Here is a 19,691-nt window from a genome sequence, read left to right as displayed (position 1 = left end):
GCTTTGCGACATGAAGGGAGATTTACCGATGAATTTATTCGACACACATACGCATCTTGACGCGCCGCAGTTCGACGAAGACCGTGAGGAAATCATCCAGCGGGCACTGGATGCCGGCGTCAGCCGGATGATTAACGTCGGCTTCAACCGGGAGACAATCCCGTCCACGATGAAGCTCGCGGAGACGCATGATTTTATATATGCCGCCGTCGGCTGGCACCCGCAGGATGCGATTACGATGCAGGAAGGCGACCTGGAATGGATTGCATCCTTATGCAGCCATGAGAAGGTCGTCGCCATCGGCGAGATTGGCCTGGATTATTACTGGGATACTTCACCGAAGGAAGTCCAGCATCATGTTCTGCGCCAGCAGATCGGACTTGCCCGCGAGCTGAAGATGCCGATCGTCATCCATAACCGGGATGCGCATGAGGATATCGTGAAAATTTTGCGCGAAGAGAGGGCCAGTGAAGTCGGAGGGGTCATGCACTCTTATTCCGGCAGCTGGGAAACGGCCAAATTATGCCTCCATATGGGCTTTCACCTTTCCTTCGGCGGACCGATCACGTTCAAAAATGCCAGACAGCCTAAAGAGGTGCTCGCACAGGTGCCGATGGACCGTTTGCTGATCGAAACCGACTCCCCATATTTAACGCCGCATCCATTTCGTGGGAAGCGAAACGAGTCCGCCCACGTCCGTCTGGTCGCGGAAGCGGCAGCCCAAATCAAAGGGGTTGAACTGGAAGAAATTGCTCAAATCACAACCCAGAACGCACTGGAACGATTTGGAATTGTATGAAAACGGGAGAAAAACAGCTAAAAAAACGAGGATAAACGATGGATTAAAGAATTTTAACCAAAAAAACGAAGAATATTACATTTTTTTAACCATATATTCAAATAAACGTGGTTGATTCCCGCTTTACAACATGCATCAAAACAGGATATCATCTTGTCAGTAACCTTGAGCCGCTGTAAGAGACTTCCTCTTCGGCGGCTTCCGTGAACCTAGTCTCGCTGAGTCCTTCGGGTAACGAAGGAGCGGGGGAACCGATACATAGAGTGAAAATGCAAGGCAGCAAGCCGGTGTGAAACTCGTTATGTATTTGATTTCTTTTCCAGGGTCTCTGGGGTGAATTCTGCATCGTCCGCCATGAGCGGGCTGATGGAGATCGGGCGGCTCTCTTTCGCCCAAACCCGACAGCTAACCCCGTAAGCGCCAATAAGAGAGGTATTCGTGCATATCCTTTTCCGTCATTCCGACATCCGAGAAGCCACGAAAGAGTCCTCATAAGCTCTTTATCCGGCTTCTTTTGTTTTGAATAAAGGAGAAGGCGTCGTCATACTGTTGTATAACAGGAGGTGACAAATCATGAAAAAAAGACAGGTTCATGGTGCGAGAGCGCATGATCCTTGTGCGACCTTGTAAAAATCTGAGTATAGCCCGCGTCAAAGTCATTCATGCGTAACTCTAAAATGGCGAGGCTATGAAGGAGGATCGAGAAAGTGGGCATTTTCCGACCAGAAGAGTCCCATGATTCCAAAAACTCCAGCATGTCTTACGCATTGCGATGGAAGCATGAGAATTTGCGCCAAATCTCTACTGCAGCTATCGTTTCAATCGCGGTTACCGTCATGGTACTGCTGCTTGTCAACACGCAGACGCGTAAGCAGGTATACCTGGTGGTAGACGGTCAGGTCAAATCGATACAGACCCATACATCTTTATTACAAGAAATGCTGGAGGAGCAGTCTATCAGTCTTAGACCGGAAGATCAGATTTCCATGCCGCTGAGCGGTTCGCTTCAGGATGGAGACAAAGTGGTCATCGATCGTGCGGTATCTGTTTCACTGACAGCTGATAGAGCAACAAAGCATTGGAATACAACGGGCAACACCGTGAGCGAAGTCCTGAAGGAAATGGGCATTTCGCTGAAAGAGACAGACAAAGTAACGCCGGCTCTGAACGAGCCTGTGACAGGTCAAACGGATATTCGAATCGTGCGTGTCAGCAAACAGGTTGTACAGCGCCAGGAAAGCCTGCCTTTCCGCGTCATTAAGACGGCTGATCCCAGCTTGACGGCCGGTGAGGTCCGCGTCGTGCAGCAAGGTTCGCCGGGCGTGATGGTGCAGCACATCGAAAAGGTATACCATGACGGGAAAATGGTTTCCATGCGCATGGTAGGCAAAGAAGTGCAGACCAAAACACTGGATAAAGTCATTGCGGTCGGCACCAAAAAGAAACCGGTTGAAGCTGTCGTCAAAACGGCGTCGGCGAAACCGGCGAGCAAGGTCCAGACCAAAAATGCTGTCAGCAGCAATAACCGGGTAAGTAAGGCCGGCGTTGATTTCTCATATAAAAAAATGATTCATGTATCCATGACCGCCTATTCCGCCGGCGAGCCGGGCATCGGAACCCGAACCGCCACAGGAACGCGCGTCACGGAAGGCCGTACCATTGCCGTGGACCCAAGCGTGATTCCGCTCGGCTGGTGGGTATACATCGAAGGCGTAGGCTTCCGCCGCGCAGAAGATACAGGCGGAGCCATCAAGGGCAATAAGATCGACATCTATTATGACTCCACGAAGCGTGCTAACAGCTTTGGCCGCAAGTCCGGACTCAAGGTATATGTCATCGGTCCGGTGAAGCCGGAACTGAATTAATTTGGTTTTACATTGCCATTCTAATGTTATAGTATTATGATCATGAAAATGTCATGCTAAAGAAGAGGAGCACTCCTCTTCTTTTTGTTGTTTGGATGTCCGAAAAACGCTTGGCGCAAGGACGGATGAGCTTTTTGTGGAAAGGAAGAAAGGGTCATGATTAAAGAAGTCATCGTCGTTGAGGGACGGGACGACACCGTGGCAATCAAACGTGCGGTGGAGGCCGATACGATCGAAACCGGGGGCTCGGCAATCAACAGCCGGATTCTGAAGCGGATCGCGCTCGCACAGGAGCGCCGCGGGGTCATCGTGCTGACTGATCCGGATCATGCGGGTGAGCGGATCCGCAAAATTATTGCAAACAAGGTGCCCGGATGCAAGCATGCCTTCATCCCGGAAGAGGACGCGACGCGAAAAGGCGATATCGGCGTAGAGAACGCCTCGCCGGAGGCGATCCGAAAGGCGCTCTCGCGCGTACATACGTCCTATGAGGGAGCTGAGAGCCAGATTGAGATGGAGGACCTGGTAACAGCCGGTCTGCTGGTGCATCCGGATGCGGCTCACAGACGAATGACGATGGGGAACCTTCTCGGCATCGGATATTGCAACGGCAAGCAGTTTTACAAGCGCTTGGCCGTTTTTCAGATCACGCGGGAGGAATTTGCGGAGGCGCTGGCCCGTTTGGAACAGGAAGGGGACAATAATATATGATGAACGGCATGGATGATATCGCCTCGCCAAGGCGGACGAAGGAGATTATTCAGCGCCATGGTTTTTCATTCAAGAAAAGCCTGGGGCAGAACTTTTTGATCGACCAGAATATTTTGAATAAAATCGTTGCGGCTGCCGACCTGGATTCCACCAAGGGAGCGCTTGAAATCGGACCCGGGATCGGGGCGCTGACCGAGAAGCTGGCGCAGCAGGCCAAGGCGGTAACGGCTGTCGAGATCGACCAAAGGCTGGTACCGATCCTCCAGGAGGTTCTGGAGCCGTACCCGCATGTACGTATCCATCACGCCGATGTACTGAAAACCGATCTGGAGGCGCTCTTTCAGCAGGATTTTGCCGATGTCTCCAAGGTAAGCGTTGTAGCTAATCTGCCGTACTACGTAACGACCCCGATTCTGATGAAGCTGCTGGAAGAGAAGCTGCCGCTCGAGAACATCGTCGTTATGATCCAAAAAGAGGTAGCGGAGCGCATGGCCGCATCACCGGGAACGAAGGATTACGGCAGCCTCAGCATCGCCGTGCAGTACTACAGCGTTCCGGAGCTGGTCTGCATCGTACCAAGGACGGTGTTTATTCCTCAGCCTAACGTGGAATCGGCCGTCATCCGGCTGACCGTGCGCGAGCAGCCTCCGGTCGAAGTCGACGACGAGGCGTTCTTCTTCCTGGTTGTCCAAGCTTCCTTCGCGCAGCGGCGGAAGACGATCGCCAACAATTTGAAGTCGCGCTTCTTCCCGGGGGAGGGAAGAGAACGGCTGGAGGCTTTGCTGTCCGAAGCGGGAATCGAGCCTTCACGCCGCGGCGAAACCCTGAGCCTGCAGGAGTATGCCACGCTTAGCAATATACTGCTGAAGGCAGGAATCCGCGGATAAAACCCTTCGAAATGGGCGTATGACAGGATTCACGGGGGACAGGCCCGAAGCGGCGTTCCAAGCTTATTTTGGCAAAAGGGAAGAACCATTAGGGAGATTTGCCCATACCATGGGGTAGGGGTGATGTTGTGATGAATGTAGGAGACCTGGTCGTCCGCAAATCATATGGCGGTGATGTCGCTTTTCGTGTGGAGGATATGCGGAGCAATCTGGCTGTAATCAAGGGGACCGAGTTTCGGCTGCTGGCTGATTCGCCCCTGGATGATCTCGTCAGGGTGCCGTATGCACCGCTTAGCGAGAGATCCCAGAAGGCCAATATTAGAGCAAACGAGTCACTGAGCAGGCTGAAGCGCCTCCGCGAGGAACAAACCCAGCGCAATCAGGTGAATCTGGGCGGAGATTGGCCGATGGTGGAACAGCCGTCTTATTTTGAGGTTCCGGGTAAAGTGCTCCATCTCGATGGAGATTTAAATTACTTAAAGAAGAGTCTCAGCCTATACCAGCAGCTGCGCGTACCGGTGGAAGGCCATTATGTCAACGAATCGGGGATGGCGGATGCGCTATACCGGCTTTTGCCGAGAGTAAGGCCGGATATCGTCGTCATCACAGGCCATGACGGGGTGCTGAAGCAGCGTCCGAATAATGACTTGTACAGCTTGAACAGCTACAAAAATTCGCAAAATTTCGTGACAGCCATTCAGGTGGCTAGACAGTACGAACGGCATTATGACACCCTGACGGTGATCGCGGGTGCGTGCCAGTCGCATTTTGAGGCGCTGCTGCAAGCGGGAGCGAACTTCGCCAGCTCGCCGGGGCGCATCCTCATCCATGCGCTGGATCCGGTCTATGTCGCGGCTAAGGCTTCATTTACGTCCATCAGGGAGACGATCGACATGACGGATGTGCTTCACAATACGATCAGTGGAACGCAGGGCGTAGGCGGCATCGAGACCCGCGGCAGCTACCGCATCGGATTGCCGCGTCTGAATGATCTCACGCAGCTGAAGGTCACGCCTTCGGTCATGTGAAAATAAGTTCCTTGAACCTTAATCATGCTTTATCGATTAAGGTTTTTTGTCGTTTACGGCGTGTATGCGGAAAGATGACAAAATCCCGCAAAAAAATCCGTTGACAACATAAAATTAATGCTGATATAATTTAAGTTTTATTTGACAAAAACTTCTGTCTGAGTTATAATGGACAAGGAAAGAGGTGGTCGTCGACAATGGCTAAAAATGCGCTGTTGGAAATCAAACGAAATCTCGAAGCCCATGTGGGTCAAAAAATATCGCTTCGGGCAAACGGTGGTCGCCGAAAGACCGTCGAACGAACTGGTGTCTTGGAAGAAACGTACCCATCTGTTTTTATCGTCAAGCTGGACCAAGAACAGCAAACCTTTAAACGTGTTTCATACAGCTATGCAGATATTCTTACTGAATCCGTGGAAGTCACCATTTGCGATGATAATGTGAACACGCGGATTGAGCTGGAAAAAGCGTAACTTTATTATTTCGGAACAGCCATCCTTCGCGGAGGGCTGTTTTTTGTTGGCAGCGATTTTTTCGAATGAGCTGATCCGTGGTGAGAAATAATACATAAAGCATGGCCTATATCCATGGATTCAATCTGAAGGGAGCCGTCTCTGCCAGGGGGCGGGTGCAGGACCGCTTTTCGCAGTAATCGTAGAAGAGGATGAGAAGGGGGATTTTGCCATGAGCCGCAGACGTCGCAGCGTCATGTCGGAAGAGCTGAAAAACGAGCTTGCCAAGGATTTGGGCTTTTACGAGACCGTGCAGCAGGAAGGCTGGGGCGGAATCAAAGCCAAGGATGCCGGCAATATGGTGAAACGCGCCATTCAGCTCGCCGAAGAGGCAGCCGCGCGCAAGTCGTAAAAGAATAACGGAATTGCGGCGGAGACCTCCATGTTGCATGGGGATCTCCGTTTTTCATAACGAAAATCAGGTTCGAAATGACTTGCATGGTCCAGTTTGATATAATGATTTGAAGCTGATAAGAGGGATACTTAAGGGTGGGTGAACGCCTTGAAAATTTACGAGAAAGCGCCAGCCAAAATTAATTTGATGCTGGACGTACTACATAAACGGCCTGACGGGTTTCACGAGGTCGAAATGGTCATGACGATGGTGGACCTGGCGGATCGCTTAGAGATGTCGGCACTGCCGCGCGATACAATCATTATTACGAGCCAGGCCGGATATATTCCGCTGGATGAGAAGAACCTAGCCTTTCAGGCGGCCAAGCTGATTAAAGACCGTTATGATGTCAGAAGCGGCGTGCATATCCATCTGGATAAAAAAATACCGGTAGCCGCAGGCCTGGCCGGAGGAAGCAGTGATGCAGCCGCGGCACTGCGGGGATTAAACCGGCTGTGGAACTTAAACATCCCGGTCTCAGAGCTGCAGGAGCTGGGCGCTGAGCTGGGCTCGGATGTTCCCTTCTGCGTAACGGGAGGAACTGCCCTGGCGACGGGCCGCGGAGAAAAGCTGACGCCTGTCAGCAATCCGCTGCAGTGCTGGGTGATTTTGGCCAAGCCGCCGATTAACGTATCGACCGCCGAGGTTTATGGAAAATTCAGAGCGGCAGAGGTCAAACGGCATCCGTCCGCAAGCGGGATGATCCAGGCGATTGAAGCGGGCGATTTCGGCGCGGTATGCGCCGGTCTCGGCAATGTGCTGGAGGATGTCACGCTTAGGCTCCATCCGCAGGTGGAACAGCTGAAGGAAGCCATGCTGAAGCTCGGAGCCGACGGCGCCTTGATGTCGGGGAGCGGACCTACAGTCTTTGGTCTGGTATATAAGGAATCGAAGGTAGCGCGGATTTACAATGGACTGCGGGGCTTCTGCAAAGAAGTTTACGCGGTGCGGCTGCTGACCTAAGAGCTTCCAGGGATTGTACAAACACGTACAAAAATGTTATATTTATACTATAATATTCGGATTTTGCACATATAAAAGGAAATGAATTGGAAAATGTCTTGAAATTACGCATTCGACTTTAATTTTGGGACTGGATTTTTAATGAATAAGTGATAGCGAGGAGTCTTTCGTGAAAAAGTTAAAGCGAAGCGCGCGTCTGGTTGAGATGACCCAGTATCTGCTGTCCAGACCCCATACATTAATCCCGCTTACCACGTTCGCTGACCGGTACGGGGCCGCCAAATCCTCCATCAGCGAGGATCTGGTCATTATCAAGGAAGTGTTCGAGGACGAGGGCATGGGAGAACTGCTGACGCTGGCCGGGGCTGCGGGTGGGGTCAAGTTTATTCCCAAGATCCCGAAGGAGCGGGCTCTCGTGTTTGCTCAGGAGCTGTGCAGCCAGCTGCAGCAGAAGGACCGGATTCTTCCGGGCGGATATTTGTACATGTCTGATCTGCTGGGGCAGCCGTCGCTGATGAACGAAGCGGGCAAAATTTTCGCCACCGTCTTTGGCGATCAGGAAATCGATGTGGTCATGACGGTGGAAACCAAAGGCATTCCTTTGGCCTATGCGACCGGAGCCCAGCTGAACCTGCCGGTTGTTCTGGTTCGGAGGGACCATCAGGTGACGGAAGGTTCGGCGGTAAGCATCAACTATGTGTCCGGTTCACATAAGAGCATCCATACGATGTCTCTGTCGCGCCGCGCGCTGAAGGAGAAATCCAAAGTCCTGATCGTGGATGACTTCATGAAGGCGGGCGGGACGATTCAAGGCATGGTGGACCTGCTGGCTGAATTTGATGCGGAAGTGGCAGGCGTCGGTGTTTTGGTCGAGTCGGGAGCCGTGGAGTCGGAGGAGCGTTTACTTCATGATTACGTTTCGCTGGCGACCCTGACAGGGGTCGATTCGAAATCGAAGGAAATTGACGTCAATCCCGGAAACTATTTTAACAAACGATAAATGTTGGTGGATGCTGCAAATTTTGTCGATTAAAATCTTTTATCGGCGAATAGTTCCGAAGTCTGTCGACATTTTCAATCTTATAAAAAAATTCCTGAATTTAGGACATTTTGTTGCCCCAAAAAAGAGGATTTCGCTTCGCTGTGTGGAATTATACTACCCAAGTCTCTGATGGAAAAAGGTGGTGACACACATGCAAATTACGGATGTCAGACTCCGCCGAGTCAACTCTGAGGGGAGAATGAAAGCAATCGCATCCATTACCATTGATAACGAATTTGTGGTTCATGATATTCGGGTCATCGATGGAAACAATGGAATGTTCGTTGCTATGCCGAGCAAGCGTACTCCTGACGGAGAATTCCGCGACATCGCCCATCCGATCTCTTCCGGTACTCGGGAGAAGATCCAAACGGCTGTTCTGGCGGAATATGAACGCGCTGCCAATGAAGAAGAAGTGATTGAGGAAGGCGCTTAAGCTTTACAATTGGGGTTCAAGGAAAAGAGAGCCAGGACTATGGCTCTCTTTTCTTTTTGCGTAGAATACGATATATTCAGTAGTGAGTTCAAGAGTAGGAGGTCAAGACCCTTGAAAAGAATGGCGATTGTTCTTGCCGCAGGGCAGGGTAAACGAATGAAATCGAAACTGTACAAAGTGCTGCACCCCGTCTGTGGAAAGCCTATGGTAGGGCATGTGCTGGATACGGTGAAACAAGTCAACTGTGAGCGCAGCGTTGTTATTGTAGGACACGGCGCGGAAGCTGTCCAATCTTATCTGGGTGAGACCGCTGAATATGTACTGCAGGAGCAGCAGCTCGGAACAGGTCATGCCGTCAAAATGGCGAAGGATCTGCTGGGCTCGGAGCAAGGCTCCACCATTGTGATTTGCGGAGATACCCCACTTGTGACCGCCGAAACGCTGGAGGCTCTGACCGAGCTTCATGAAAGCAACCATGCGGCCGCAACGGTACTCACTGCGTATACGGAAAATCCAAAGGGCTACGGACGCGTCATCCGCAGCGAGGATGGCAGTGTTCTTCGCATCGTCGAACAGAAGGACTGCTCGCCGGAAGAGGATGCCGTTCGTGAATTTAATACAGGTACTTACTGCTTTGATAATGCCAAGCTGTTCGCAGCCTTGGAGAAGGTAACCAACCAGAACGTGCAGCAGGAATATTATTTGACCGATGTCATCGGCATTCTGGTGAATCAAAATGAGACGGTTCTGGGACACATGACCGAGGACTATGCAGAATCCATCGGCGTGAATGACCGTCTGGCCCTCTCGGAAGCAGAACGGCTGATGCGCGAGCGCATCAACAAACGCCATATGCTGAACGGGGTAACGATCATTGATCCGGCTTCTACGTATATTGGCGCAGACGTAACCATAGGTTCCGATACCGTTGTTCATCCGGGTACCGTGCTGAAGGGCAGCACCGTGATCGGTGAAGACTGCCACATCGGACCGCAAAGCGATATCAAGGATTCCGTAATTGGCGACGGCGTCGCCATCAAGCATTCCGTGCTCGATCAGGCCGAAGTCGGTAGCCGTACCACTGTCGGTCCTTTTGCATATCTGCGTCCGAAGGCGTGCCTCGGCGAAGACGTGAAGGTCGGCGATTTCGTGGAGATTAAAAATGCCAAGATCGATAACGGTTCCAAGGTGTCTCATCTCAGCTACATCGGTGACGCGAACGTAGGCAAAAACGTCAATGTCGGCTGCGGAGCGATAACTGTCAACTACGATGGGTATAATAAGTTCGTAACGGATATCAAAGATGATGCTTTTATCGGCAGCAACGTGAATCTGATTGCCCCTGTGACGGTTGGAAAAGGTGCCTACGTGGTTGCCGGCTCGACCATTACGCAGTCCGTGCCTGAGAATGATCTGGCAATCGCCAGACAGCGTCAAGAGAACAAACCGGGATATGCAGAGAAAATCCGCGCCCGCGCAAAGGCAAAAAAAGACAAGAAGTAGCTTTCACGTCCAAAGGATGATTAAATAGTAATAGGAAACGAACATTGTTCAAACGGCAATGGAGACAGGCATGAATTTCAATGAACCAGCACGGAGGGTTTTTATTCTATGACTTATTGTGATTCGAAATTAAAGATTTTTACTTGTAACTCCAATCCGAAGCTCGCGCAGCAAATTGCTGATTACATCGGAATTCCTATGGGCGATTCTCATACGACCAGCTTCAGCGACGGCGAAATTCAGGTAAAACTGAATGAGAGCGTTCGCGGCTGCCATGTGTACGTAGTGCAGTCTACCTGCGGGCCGGTTAACGACAATTTGATGGAGCTGCTCATCATGGTCGATGCCTTGAAACGCGCTTCCGCGAAAAGCATTAACGTGGTTATTCCTTACTACGGTTATGCGCGTCAGGACCGCAAGGCCCGTTCCCGCGATCCGATCACGGCGAAGCTGGTGGCGAACCTGATTGAAAAAGCGGGTGCGCATCGTGTCATCACGATGGATTTGCATGCGATGCAGATTCAAGGTTTTTTCGATATTCCGGTGGATCATTTGCTGGGCGTGCCGATTCTGGCACAGTATTTCCGTTCCAAGCAGATCGAAAATCCGGTCGTCGTATCGCCTGACCATGGCGGCGTGGTACGTGCCAGAAAGCTGGCGGATTTCCTGAATGCGCCGCTCGCGATCATCGACAAGCGCCGTCCGGAACCAAATGTGAGTGAAGTCATGAACATCATCGGGAACATCGAAGGCAAAACCGCGATTCTGATCGATGATATCATCGACACAGCCGGAACGATCGTCCTGGGTGCCAACGCACTGATGGAAGGCGGCGTGAAGGAAGTCTACGCCTGCTGTACGCATCCGGTATTCTCCGGACCGGCGATGGAACGTCTTGAAAACTCTCCGCTGAGTGAAGTGATTGTGACGGATACCATTCCGATCATGCATCCTGACCCTAGCAACAAAATTAAAGTGCTTTCGGTAGCTCCGCTTATGGGCGAAGCGATTATCCGGGTTCATGAAGAACTGTCGATCAGCAAGCTGTTTGAAATCGAATAGAGCTATGGAGTGGGGCAAGTTCTCGTGAACTTGCGTTTACTCGATAGAAAAGTGCAGAGAGGGTTATGTTTCCCGCCAAGGGAAATATAACCCTTCTCGCCATATCATGCGGCCTGGAGGAATAGAATCAACATGAAATGGATTGTCGGACTCGGGAATCCCGGTTCAAATTACGAGAAGACTCGCCATAATGTCGGATTTATGATGCTCGACGCTTTGGCAAAGAGACATGGAATCAGCTTTGGTCCGAGCAAATGCAAAGCCCTGATCGGTGAAGGCTTTATCGGAACGGACAAGGTCGTGCTCATCAAGCCGATGACTTACATGAATCTATCAGGCGAAGCCGTGCGTGCCTATATGGATTATTACAAGGTCAAATTGGAAGATATGATCGTCGTGTATGATGACCTGGATACGGAGATCGGCAAAATTCGTCTGCGATATCAGGGCAGCGCCGGCGGCCACAATGGCATCAAGTCGATCATTCAGCATACGGGAACGCAGGTGTTCAACCGCATCCGCATGGGGATTTCGCGTCCGGAGCCGGGCTTTGCTGTTGTGGATTATGTCTTGTCCGCTTTTCCCAAAAAGGAAAAGGAGCCCCTTGAACGAATGATCGAGCATGCATGCGACGCCGCTGAATTCAGTCTCGGTCATACGTATGAGCAAACGATGGCGAAGTTTAACGGGTAGGCAAAAAAATGGGGGACTGCTGCGGAGCCAGGGCTAAATCTGGCGGATAAAGGGCATAATGAGGGTATAAAACACCTTCAGGAGGCATAAGATGGCTATAAATTATATCTGCCGACACTGCCGCACGCCGCTAGGAAGTATTGATTCGGCCCAAGTGACCGACATGCAGCTGGGGCTTCATTCCTTGACCCCTGCGGAACGTAGAGATATAATAGCGTATGATTTAAGCGGAGATATGACGGTAAAAGTGATCTGCGATTACTGCAGAGAGGCACTGGAACAGAATCCGGAGCTGAGCTTGGTAACAAGTCCGCTGCAATAACGTTACGATCGGGATACCCTTCGTTTTTGGGGCCTTGGCGGTTTGCTGAGGCTTCTTTTCGGTATTCCCTGAGGATTCTTTGTACAAGGAAAAGAAAGAATCGCAACATCGAACCATTTTTATGGTAAAATTTCGGATACCCGGCAATGAGTACAAGAATCAACAGGCTATGGATGAATAAACATAGAGCAGTCTTTTTGAAAAGTCCCTAAAAGTTAGCATGAGAGAGGTGCCCCTTTTGTTACAAGCACTTATAGAAGCGTTTTCCAAAGATCCGGATCTACAGTCCGTTATGGCCGGCGTGAAGGCCGGAATGAAAGAACAGCTGGTGTCCGGCTTGTCGGGCTCTGCGCGGCAGATCATGCTGGCGGCGTTGTTTGAAGAAGTGAAACGTCCGATGCTGATTGTGACCCATAATATGTTTTCCGCACAAAAAATCGCGGAGGATTTACAGGAAGCGCTTACACCCGAGCAGGTTCTTCTGTATCCGGCGAATGAACTGGTAGCTGCGGAGTCAGCCGTCTCCAGTCCGGAAACCCTGGCTCAGCGCATCGATGTGCTGATGAAATGTGCCCAGGGCTTTTCGGGCGTCGTGGTGGCACCTTTTTCGGGGGTGCGCCGGTTTCTGCCTGCGCCGGAAGTCATGAGAAGCGCACGGATTCGCATTGAAGACGGCGGCACGCTGAGCGTGGATGAATTCATGGCCCGCATGATTGAAATGGGTTATGAGCGTGTGGAGCGCGTGGAAGGCAAAGGCGAGATGAGCCTGCGAGGCGGAATCATCGATTTCTACCCGATGACCTCGCAGTTGGCATTCCGTGTGGAGCTGTTTGACGACGAGGTGGACTCGATCCGCACCTTCGACCCCGCGGATCAGCGTTCGATTGATAAGGTCAAAGAAGTGAACATTACGCCGTGCAAGGAAATCATTGCCGATCAGCACCGGCTGGTGCAGGCCGCGGAGGCTGCAGGGCATTTGCTGGAGGAGCAGCTCGGCAAAATGACCGACCGCCAAGCCAAGCTTCGCCTGACGGAAGAAATGAACCGGGAAATGGAGCTTTTGCGCGAGCAGGTCTATTTTCCTGAAATCTATAAATATATATCTCTCCTCTATCCGGAGCGCAAAACGTTATATGATTACATGCCGAAGGATACGGTACTGATTCTGGATGAGCCCGCCCGTCTCCTGGAGACGGCAAGACAACTGGAGCGTGATGAGTCGGAGTGGAACCTGCATCTGCTTCAGAACGGTAAAACGTTACCGCAGCTTCATTTATCGGTGGAAAATGAAACGGTCCTCTACCACCGTCCGTTCCAGACGGTATTCATGTCCATTTTCCTGCGTCAGGTGCCGCATACCCAGCCGCAAAACATTCTGAACTTCATTAGCCGCGGAATGCAGGATTTTCATGGACAAATGAACGTGCTCAAATCCGAAATGGAGCGTTGGCATAAGTCCGGCGTCCAGGTCATTATGCTCGCAAGCGGCGAGGAGCGGCTGGACCGGATGCGGCGCGTGCTGCAGGACTATAACATTGATGAGCCGGTGATGCTGCAGGGTAACCTCCAGACCGGTTTCGAAATGCCTTCCATTCATCTGGCCGTCATTACCGAAGGCGAAATGTTCTCGCAGAAACAGCGTAAAATCCGCAAGCTGGGCAAGAACATCGACAATGCCGAACGCATCAAGAGCTATACCGAGCTGAAGGTGGGAGATTACGTCGTCCACCAAAATCACGGGATCGGTAAATATATGGGGATCGGCACCCTGGAAATCAACGGCATCCATAAAGATTATATGCATATTCTTTACGCCGGCGGCGACAAGCTGTCCGTACCGATTGAACAAATCGATCTGATCCAGAAATATGTCGGTTCCGAGGACAAGGAGCCCAAAGTATATAAGCTTGGCGGCAACGAGTGGAATAAGGTCAAAAGCAAAGTCCGTTCATCCGTGCAGGATATCGCCGACGATCTTATTAAGCTGTACGCGGAGCGCCAGTCGACGACGGGATTTGGCTTTGAAAAGGATACGGCCGAGCAGCGCGAATTCGAGGAGATGTTCCCGTATGATGAGACGCGGGATCAGCTGCGCGCCATCGAGGAAATCAAGAAAGACATGGAGCAGAATCGTCCGATGGACCGGCTGCTGTGCGGAGACGTAGGTTACGGCAAAACAGAGGTGGCCATCCGGGCGGCCTTCAAGGCGGCCATGGAAGGCAAACAGGTTGCGGTTCTCGTACCAACGACCATTTTGGCGCAGCAGCATTACGAGACGTTCCGAGAGCGTTTTTCCGGATATCCGATCAATATTCAGGTGCTGAGCCGTTTCCGCTCCCGCAAGGAGCAAAACGAGACGATTAAGGGCATCCGCCAGGGAACCGTGGACATCGTCATCGGTACTCACCGCCTGCTCTCCCAGGATTTAATCTTCAAGGATTTGGGACTCCTCATCGTGGACGAGGAGCAGCGCTTTGGCGTGACGCACAAGGAAAAGCTGAAGAAGCTGAAAACGAATGTCGACGTGCTCACCCTGACGGCGACGCCAATTCCGCGTACGCTGCATATGTCGATGCTGGGCGTGCGTGATTTGTCGGTCATCGAAACTCCGCCGGAAAATCGTTTTCCTGTGCAAACCTATGTCGTGGAGTACAGTCAGACGCTCGTGCGCGAGGCGATCGAGCGCGAGCTGGCGCGCGGCGGACAGGTGTACTATCTGTACAACCGGGTTCAGGGCATTCAGGAAATGGCAAGCCAGATCACGGCGCTTGTCCCTGAGGCAAGAGTCGGCGTGGGTCATGGACAGATGTCCGAATCGGAGCTTGAGAAGACTATTCTCGATTTCCTCGACGGTGAATACGATGTACTCGTCAGCACGAGCATCATTGAAACCGGGGTGGACATCCCGAACGTCAACACGTTGATCGTGCATGATGCGGATAAAATGGGCCTGTCCCAGCTGTATCAGCTGCGCGGCCGCGTAGGCCGGTCCAACCGGATCGCGTATGCGTATTTCACCTACCAGCGGGACAAGGTATTGACCGAAGTGGCGGAGAAGCGGCTGCAGTCCATCAAGGAATTCACGGAGCTCGGTTCCGGCTTCAAGATCGCGATGCGCGACTTGTCCATCCGCGGCGCAGGGAACCTGCTCGGGGCGGAGCAGCACGGCTTTATTGCCTCTGTCGGCTTTGACCTGTATTCGCAAATGCTTGCGGAAGAGATCAAGAAACGCAAGGTCTCCATGCTCGGCGAAAAGGAAGAGCCTTCGAAGGCTTGGAACACGATGATCGACATCGGCATCGATGCGTATTTGCCGGCCGATTATATTTATGACAGCATTCAGAAGATCGAAATTTATAAAAAAGTGGCGGCGGTCGGAACGTTCAACGATGAACGGGAGCTCGAGGATGAGCTGCTCGACCGCTTCGGAGAGCTGCCTGCCGCAGTCGTCAATCTGCTGACGGTCGCACGCCTCAAAATATACGGAAAAATGTACGGCATCGACTCGATTACCCGGCGCGGCGATGATCTCGTGCTGAAGTTTTATGAAGGACAAGAGAAGAAGCTTAGCACGTCGAAGCTGGCCCAGGTTGGCAATAAGTTCGAAAGACGTGTACAATTTGAGCAGGAGTCCCATTTGTCGATCCGAATCAAGGGTAAGGGGCTCGATGACGGGCAGCTGCTGGGTTTGCTGGAGCAATTCTTGAAGGCAATTCGAGAGCTGTTTAAATCGAAGGAGGAGCTTCAGGATGTTGTTCAATAACAAAAAGGCATGGAAGGGTCTCGTGCTGACGCTCGTCGCCGCGGTGACCGTGTCCATGCTGGCTGCTTGCGAAAAGAGCCAGTCTGCGGATCAAAGCGACTCTAGCAAGATCGTAGCAACCTATAAAGGCGGGGAAATTACCGAGCAGGAGCTGGATAATCAGAAAAAGATCATCTCCTTCATGTCGCCGGAATATTCCCAGTTCATTAACTTAAGCGATTTTCAGGATTATGTGGTAAAGCAGAAGATTGCTTTTGAATATTTGAGCAACAAAGCGGATGAGACGGCAAAAAAAGAGGGCGAGAAGCAAGCCACCCAGGTGCTCGACCAGAACAAAAAGAGCATGGGGGATGCGCAGTTCAAAAAGCTGCTTGATGGCCAAAACCTGAAGGAAGAGGACCTGAAAGCATATCTGGTACAAGCCATGACGGCTTTGGCGGATATGACCGGAAAGGTTACCGAAGACGATATCAAGAACAAATACGAATCCTCCAAGCAGGATTATACGGTGGCAACGCTTCATCATGTGCTGATTGGTCTGCAGTACGGCGACAAGAAGGAGCGCACGAAGGAAGAGGCGCTTAAAATCGCCAAGGACGTGAAAGCGCAGCTGGACAATGGTGCGGATTTTGCCGAGATGGCCAAAAAGTATTCCGATGATTCGGCCACCAAGGAAAGCGGCGGATTGTACGAGAAATTCACGCTGGGTCAAACGAGCGTTCAGGAATTCAAAGAAAAGGTGCTGACGCTGCCGCTAGACAAAGTCAGCGACCCGTTCGAATCCACGCTGGGTTACCATATCCTCAAGGTCGATTCCCGGCAGGAGACCCCTTACGACAAACTCACCGCGGAACAGAAGGATATTATTAAGCAGAACCTGGGCGCGGCCAAAATTGATAACTTCATGCAGAACGAGCTGAAGGATATCATTACGAAAATCGACTTGCCGAAGACCGATGACAAGACGTCCGGCAGCACGGACGGCACGAATAAACAAGACTCCACGGGAGCAAACAAAGAAGACGTGAAATCCGGGGACACAAGCGCGAAGTAACACCTCCCGGGCTTGGCCTCAACATGCCGTGATAAGATATAAAACGCGGAGCGATCCGCGTTTTTATCATGACCGGAAACGGGGATACATTACTGAGCAAGTGCGCAATTGGACCGCAACTATTCATTCCAAGATCATGTATAAGGATTTGGGAAAGGATGAATACTATGGTCAGATATCACACTTATATTCCTGGGACACACCTCTTCCCATCCGAACAGTAGTTGAAAAATCTTCTCGAGAAAGCGGGGCAACATGTCAATGAAAGCTACTGGAATAGTCCGTCGAATCGATGACCTGGGCAGAGTGGTCATCCCCAAAGAAATTAGAAGAACACTGCGAATCCGTGAAGGAGATCCGCTTGAAATTTTTGTTGACCGTGATGGTGAAGTCATTTTGAAGAAATACTCGCCGATCGGAGAGCTTGGCGATTTCGCCAAGGAATATGCCGAATCGCTGTATGAAGGTACGGGACACACGACCATTATTTCGGATCGAGACACGTTCATCGCCGTAGCCGGCGGCTCCAAGAAAGAGTATCTGGAGAAGCAAATCGGGGCTCCGATCGAAAGCTGCATGGATAACCGGAAGACGCTGCTGGAAACCAACGCCGGCAGCTATGAGATTGGCAAAGATCATCAGGAAACGCTGTCGTCCTTCGTGGCGGCGCCGATCATCTCCGGCGGTGACCCGATCGGTACCGTGATTCTCCTGAGTAAGGACGACTCGGTTAAAATGTCGCAGCTTGAAATCAAAATGGCCGAAACCGCTGCGGCGTTTCTCGGTAAACAAATGGAGCAGTAAGAAAGGCAAACTCCCGCTTCCGGGACGCATACCGCGTTCAGGAGAAGAAGCGGGAGTTTTTTGTGTCCGGATTCCCAGGTATAATGAAAGCTGACGGCCATACGGCCTGGTATCAACAGGTCTTGATCGTCTGAATTCGGGGAAGAAGTAGGGAAACGACTATGAAAGAAGCGGGGACAACCTCGAAAATATTGCAGGGCGCGTTCGTGCTGAGCATCGCGATGGTGCTGTCGAAGCTGATCGGAACAGTGCAAAAAATACCGCTGCAAAATATGGGCGGCGACGTGGTATTTGGTATTTATAACACGGTATATCCCTTTTATAATTTGATGGTTGTGCTCGCGCTGGCCGGATTCCCGGCGGCCATTTCCAAATTTGTGGCCGAGGACGCTGCGCTGGGCAGGCAAGCCCGCAGCAGGCAGGTTATCGGGATTGCATCAGTGACTCTTGCCTGCTCGGGCCTGCTGTTAGGCTCATTGATTTATTTCGGCGCACCGCTGATCGGAGGCTGGATCGACAATGCGAGCGTCGAGCCCGCGCTGCGGGCTTCGGCAATCGCCATGCTGTTCGTTCCGGTCATGTCCGGCCTAAGAGGCTTTTTTCAGGGATATCAGGACATGATGCCGACCGCCGTATCGCAAATTACGGAGCAGAGCGTCCGGGTTGGCGTCATGATTGTGCTGCTTGTTTATTTAACGAGCACAGGTGCCACGGCGGAGCATATCGCTGCGGGAGCGCTCATCGGCTCGGCGGCCGGCGGAGCGGCAGGCCTGGTCGTGATGGGCGGCTATTGGCGCCGGTATCGCCGCAGCCACCATGCGGTTATAGAAGACAGTTTACGGTCCGGGAACGAAGGTGAACGCGAAGGCAGCGGCAAGCTGCTGTGGAGCATGCTGAAGTATGCGATTCCCGTTTGCCTGGGTGCTTTGGCCGTATCGCTGGTCAGCCTGGCCGATACCTTTACCGTACCGCGCCTCTTGAAAGCGGGGGGAGCCGGCGAGGCAGGTGCGATGGTGCAGTTTGGCGTGTATAACCGCGGCATGCCGATTGTTCAGCTGATTACAATGCTGGCGACCTCGCTATCCGTCCTGTTCATTCCGGCGCTGGCTGAAGCCAAGGTGACGGGGGACAAGCAGCTGGTCGCGGAGCGGAGCCGCCTGTCGCTGCGCTGGTTCTGGCTGACGGGCATGGCGGCTTCGATCGGAATCGCCATGCTCGCGCAGCCGGTCAATATCGCCCTGTATCAGGATACGGACGGAACAAGCGTGATCCGCTGGATCGCGTTTACGGCGGCCGGCAGCGCCCTCAGCATTATTTCGGCCGCCCTGCTGCAGGGCATCAGCATCGTGAAGGCGCCGGCGCTGCATCTGCTGGCCGCAGCGGCGGCGAAGACGCTTCTCAACCTGCTGCTCGTACCGCAGCTTGGCATTACCGGCGCGGCCATCGCCAGCGTCGCCGCGCATTTCCTGGCAGCCGCGCTCAATATCGCGCTGCTGACCCGCCGTACCGGCCTGCGCATTCGCGCCGGTACGACGCTATTCAAGCCGGCGGCCGTACTCGCCGGCATGGCGCTGGCGGCGGGCGCCGCCATGCTCGCCGCGGACGCGCTGCTGTCCGCGGCCGGGCTGCACGCCCGCCTCACGGCCGCCGCGGCCAGTCTGGCCGGGGCCGCGGCCGGTGGCGCCGCGTTCCTGGCCGGCGCCGTGAAGACACGCCTGCTCAGCGAGCAGGAGCTGCGCATGCTGCCGAAGATCGGCGCTTCGCTTGCCGGTCTGCTGCGCCGGCTCCGGCTGCTTGCCTAGCCGCGGCGTCATTCATATTTTTGTGCGGATGCCGGGCGTGATATAGTATAG

At 52.6% G+C, this 19,691-nt stretch carries 18 protein-coding genes and 1 riboswitch; all 18 genes read left to right on the top strand.

The window, feature by feature from the left end:
- The first annotated feature begins 28 nt into the window (after positions 1–28).
- The 18 genes from PCH05_RS24005 (at position 29) to PCH05_RS23920 (ending at position 19,640) form a co-directional block, all read left to right on the top strand.
- Positions 29–799, top strand: a complete 771-nt coding sequence (locus tag PCH05_RS24005; protein WP_127606687.1) for a TatD family hydrolase — start codon at positions 29–31, stop codon at positions 797–799.
- 206 nt (positions 800–1,005) lie between these two features.
- Positions 1,006–1,234: riboswitch (cyclic di-AMP (ydaO/yuaA leader) on the top strand.
- A gap of 272 nt (positions 1,235–1,506) precedes the next feature.
- The gene (locus PCH05_RS24000; RefSeq protein WP_127606685.1) at positions 1,507–2,664 is read left to right on the top strand and encodes a resuscitation-promoting factor; all 1,158 of its coding nucleotides are present in this window, start codon (positions 1,507–1,509) and stop codon (positions 2,662–2,664) included.
- Positions 2,665–2,820: 156 nt separating this feature from the next.
- Complete coding sequence (gene rnmV / locus PCH05_RS23995; RefSeq protein ID WP_127606683.1) at positions 2,821–3,375, top strand: ribonuclease M5; 555 nt, start codon at positions 2,821–2,823, stop codon at positions 3,373–3,375.
- On the top strand, positions 3,375–4,262 hold the full coding sequence (rsmA, locus tag PCH05_RS23990; protein WP_127606717.1) for a 16S rRNA (adenine(1518)-N(6)/adenine(1519)-N(6))-dimethyltransferase RsmA: 888 nt from the start codon (positions 3,375–3,377) through the stop codon (positions 4,260–4,262). Before rnmV ends, rsmA begins: the two co-directional genes overlap by 1 nt.
- Positions 4,263–4,393: 131 nt before the next feature.
- Positions 4,394–5,290, top strand: a complete 897-nt coding sequence (yabG, locus tag PCH05_RS23985) for a sporulation peptidase YabG (RefSeq protein WP_127606681.1) — start codon at positions 4,394–4,396, stop codon at positions 5,288–5,290.
- A 197-nt stretch (positions 5,291–5,487) separates the two neighbouring features.
- On the top strand, positions 5,488–5,763 hold the full coding sequence (gene veg / locus PCH05_RS23980; protein ID WP_127606679.1) for a biofilm formation stimulator Veg: 276 nt from the start codon (positions 5,488–5,490) through the stop codon (positions 5,761–5,763).
- 211 nt (positions 5,764–5,974) lie between these two features.
- Positions 5,975–6,154: a small, acid-soluble spore protein, alpha/beta type gene (locus PCH05_RS23975; RefSeq protein ID WP_127606677.1), complete on the top strand. Its 180-nt coding sequence runs from the start codon at positions 5,975–5,977 to the stop codon at positions 6,152–6,154.
- A 150-nt stretch (positions 6,155–6,304) separates the two neighbouring features.
- A complete protein-coding gene (ispE, locus tag PCH05_RS23970) occupies positions 6,305–7,159 on the top strand; it encodes a 4-(cytidine 5'-diphospho)-2-C-methyl-D-erythritol kinase (RefSeq protein ID WP_127606675.1) in 855 nt (284 codons plus the stop codon).
- A 169-nt stretch (positions 7,160–7,328) separates the two neighbouring features.
- Positions 7,329–8,159 (top strand): pur operon repressor, encoded by an 831-nt coding sequence (purR, locus tag PCH05_RS23965; protein WP_127606673.1) that lies wholly within the window; start codon positions 7,329–7,331, stop codon positions 8,157–8,159.
- 193 nt (positions 8,160–8,352) lie between these two features.
- Entirely contained in the window at positions 8,353–8,637 is a 285-nt protein-coding gene (spoVG, locus tag PCH05_RS23960; protein WP_036712730.1) for a septation regulator SpoVG, read from the top strand.
- Between the two features lie 111 nt (positions 8,638–8,748).
- Complete coding sequence (gene glmU / locus PCH05_RS23955) at positions 8,749–10,140, top strand: bifunctional UDP-N-acetylglucosamine diphosphorylase/glucosamine-1-phosphate N-acetyltransferase GlmU (protein WP_127606671.1); 1,392 nt, start codon at positions 8,749–8,751, stop codon at positions 10,138–10,140.
- Between the two features lie 108 nt (positions 10,141–10,248).
- Complete coding sequence (locus tag PCH05_RS23950) at positions 10,249–11,202, top strand: ribose-phosphate diphosphokinase (RefSeq protein ID WP_127606669.1); 954 nt, start codon at positions 10,249–10,251, stop codon at positions 11,200–11,202.
- Positions 11,203–11,334: 132 nt separating this feature from the next.
- Complete coding sequence (gene pth / locus PCH05_RS23945; protein ID WP_127606667.1) at positions 11,335–11,895, top strand: aminoacyl-tRNA hydrolase; 561 nt, start codon at positions 11,335–11,337, stop codon at positions 11,893–11,895.
- 91 nt (positions 11,896–11,986) lie between these two features.
- Positions 11,987–12,217 carry an anti-sigma-F factor Fin gene (gene fin / locus PCH05_RS23940; RefSeq protein WP_127606665.1) on the top strand — a complete coding sequence of 77 codons (231 nt, stop codon included), beginning with the start codon at positions 11,987–11,989 and terminating at the stop codon, positions 12,215–12,217.
- Between the two features lie 238 nt (positions 12,218–12,455).
- On the top strand, positions 12,456–15,980 hold the full coding sequence (mfd, locus tag PCH05_RS23935; RefSeq protein WP_127606663.1) for a transcription-repair coupling factor: 3,525 nt from the start codon (positions 12,456–12,458) through the stop codon (positions 15,978–15,980).
- On the top strand, positions 15,967–17,034 hold the full coding sequence (locus PCH05_RS23930; protein WP_127606661.1) for a peptidylprolyl isomerase: 1,068 nt from the start codon (positions 15,967–15,969) through the stop codon (positions 17,032–17,034). The genes mfd and PCH05_RS23930 overlap by 14 nt, the downstream gene beginning before the upstream one ends.
- A gap of 261 nt (positions 17,035–17,295) precedes the next feature.
- Positions 17,296–17,838, top strand: coding sequence for a stage V sporulation protein T (spoVT, locus tag PCH05_RS23925; RefSeq protein WP_127606659.1), 543 nt, complete (start codon positions 17,296–17,298; stop codon positions 17,836–17,838).
- Positions 17,839–17,999: 161 nt separating this feature from the next.
- Positions 18,000–19,640, top strand: a complete 1,641-nt coding sequence (locus PCH05_RS23920) for a putative polysaccharide biosynthesis protein (protein WP_127606657.1) — start codon at positions 18,000–18,002, stop codon at positions 19,638–19,640.
- The last annotated feature ends 51 nt before the right edge of the window (positions 19,641–19,691 follow it).

It is taken from the genome of Paenibacillus chibensis (assembly GCF_004001045.1).
GTDB classification, from domain to species: domain Bacteria; phylum Bacillota; class Bacilli; order Paenibacillales; family Paenibacillaceae; genus Paenibacillus_AQ; species Paenibacillus_AQ chibensis.
This window is presented reverse-complemented; position numbering and strand designations above follow the sequence as displayed.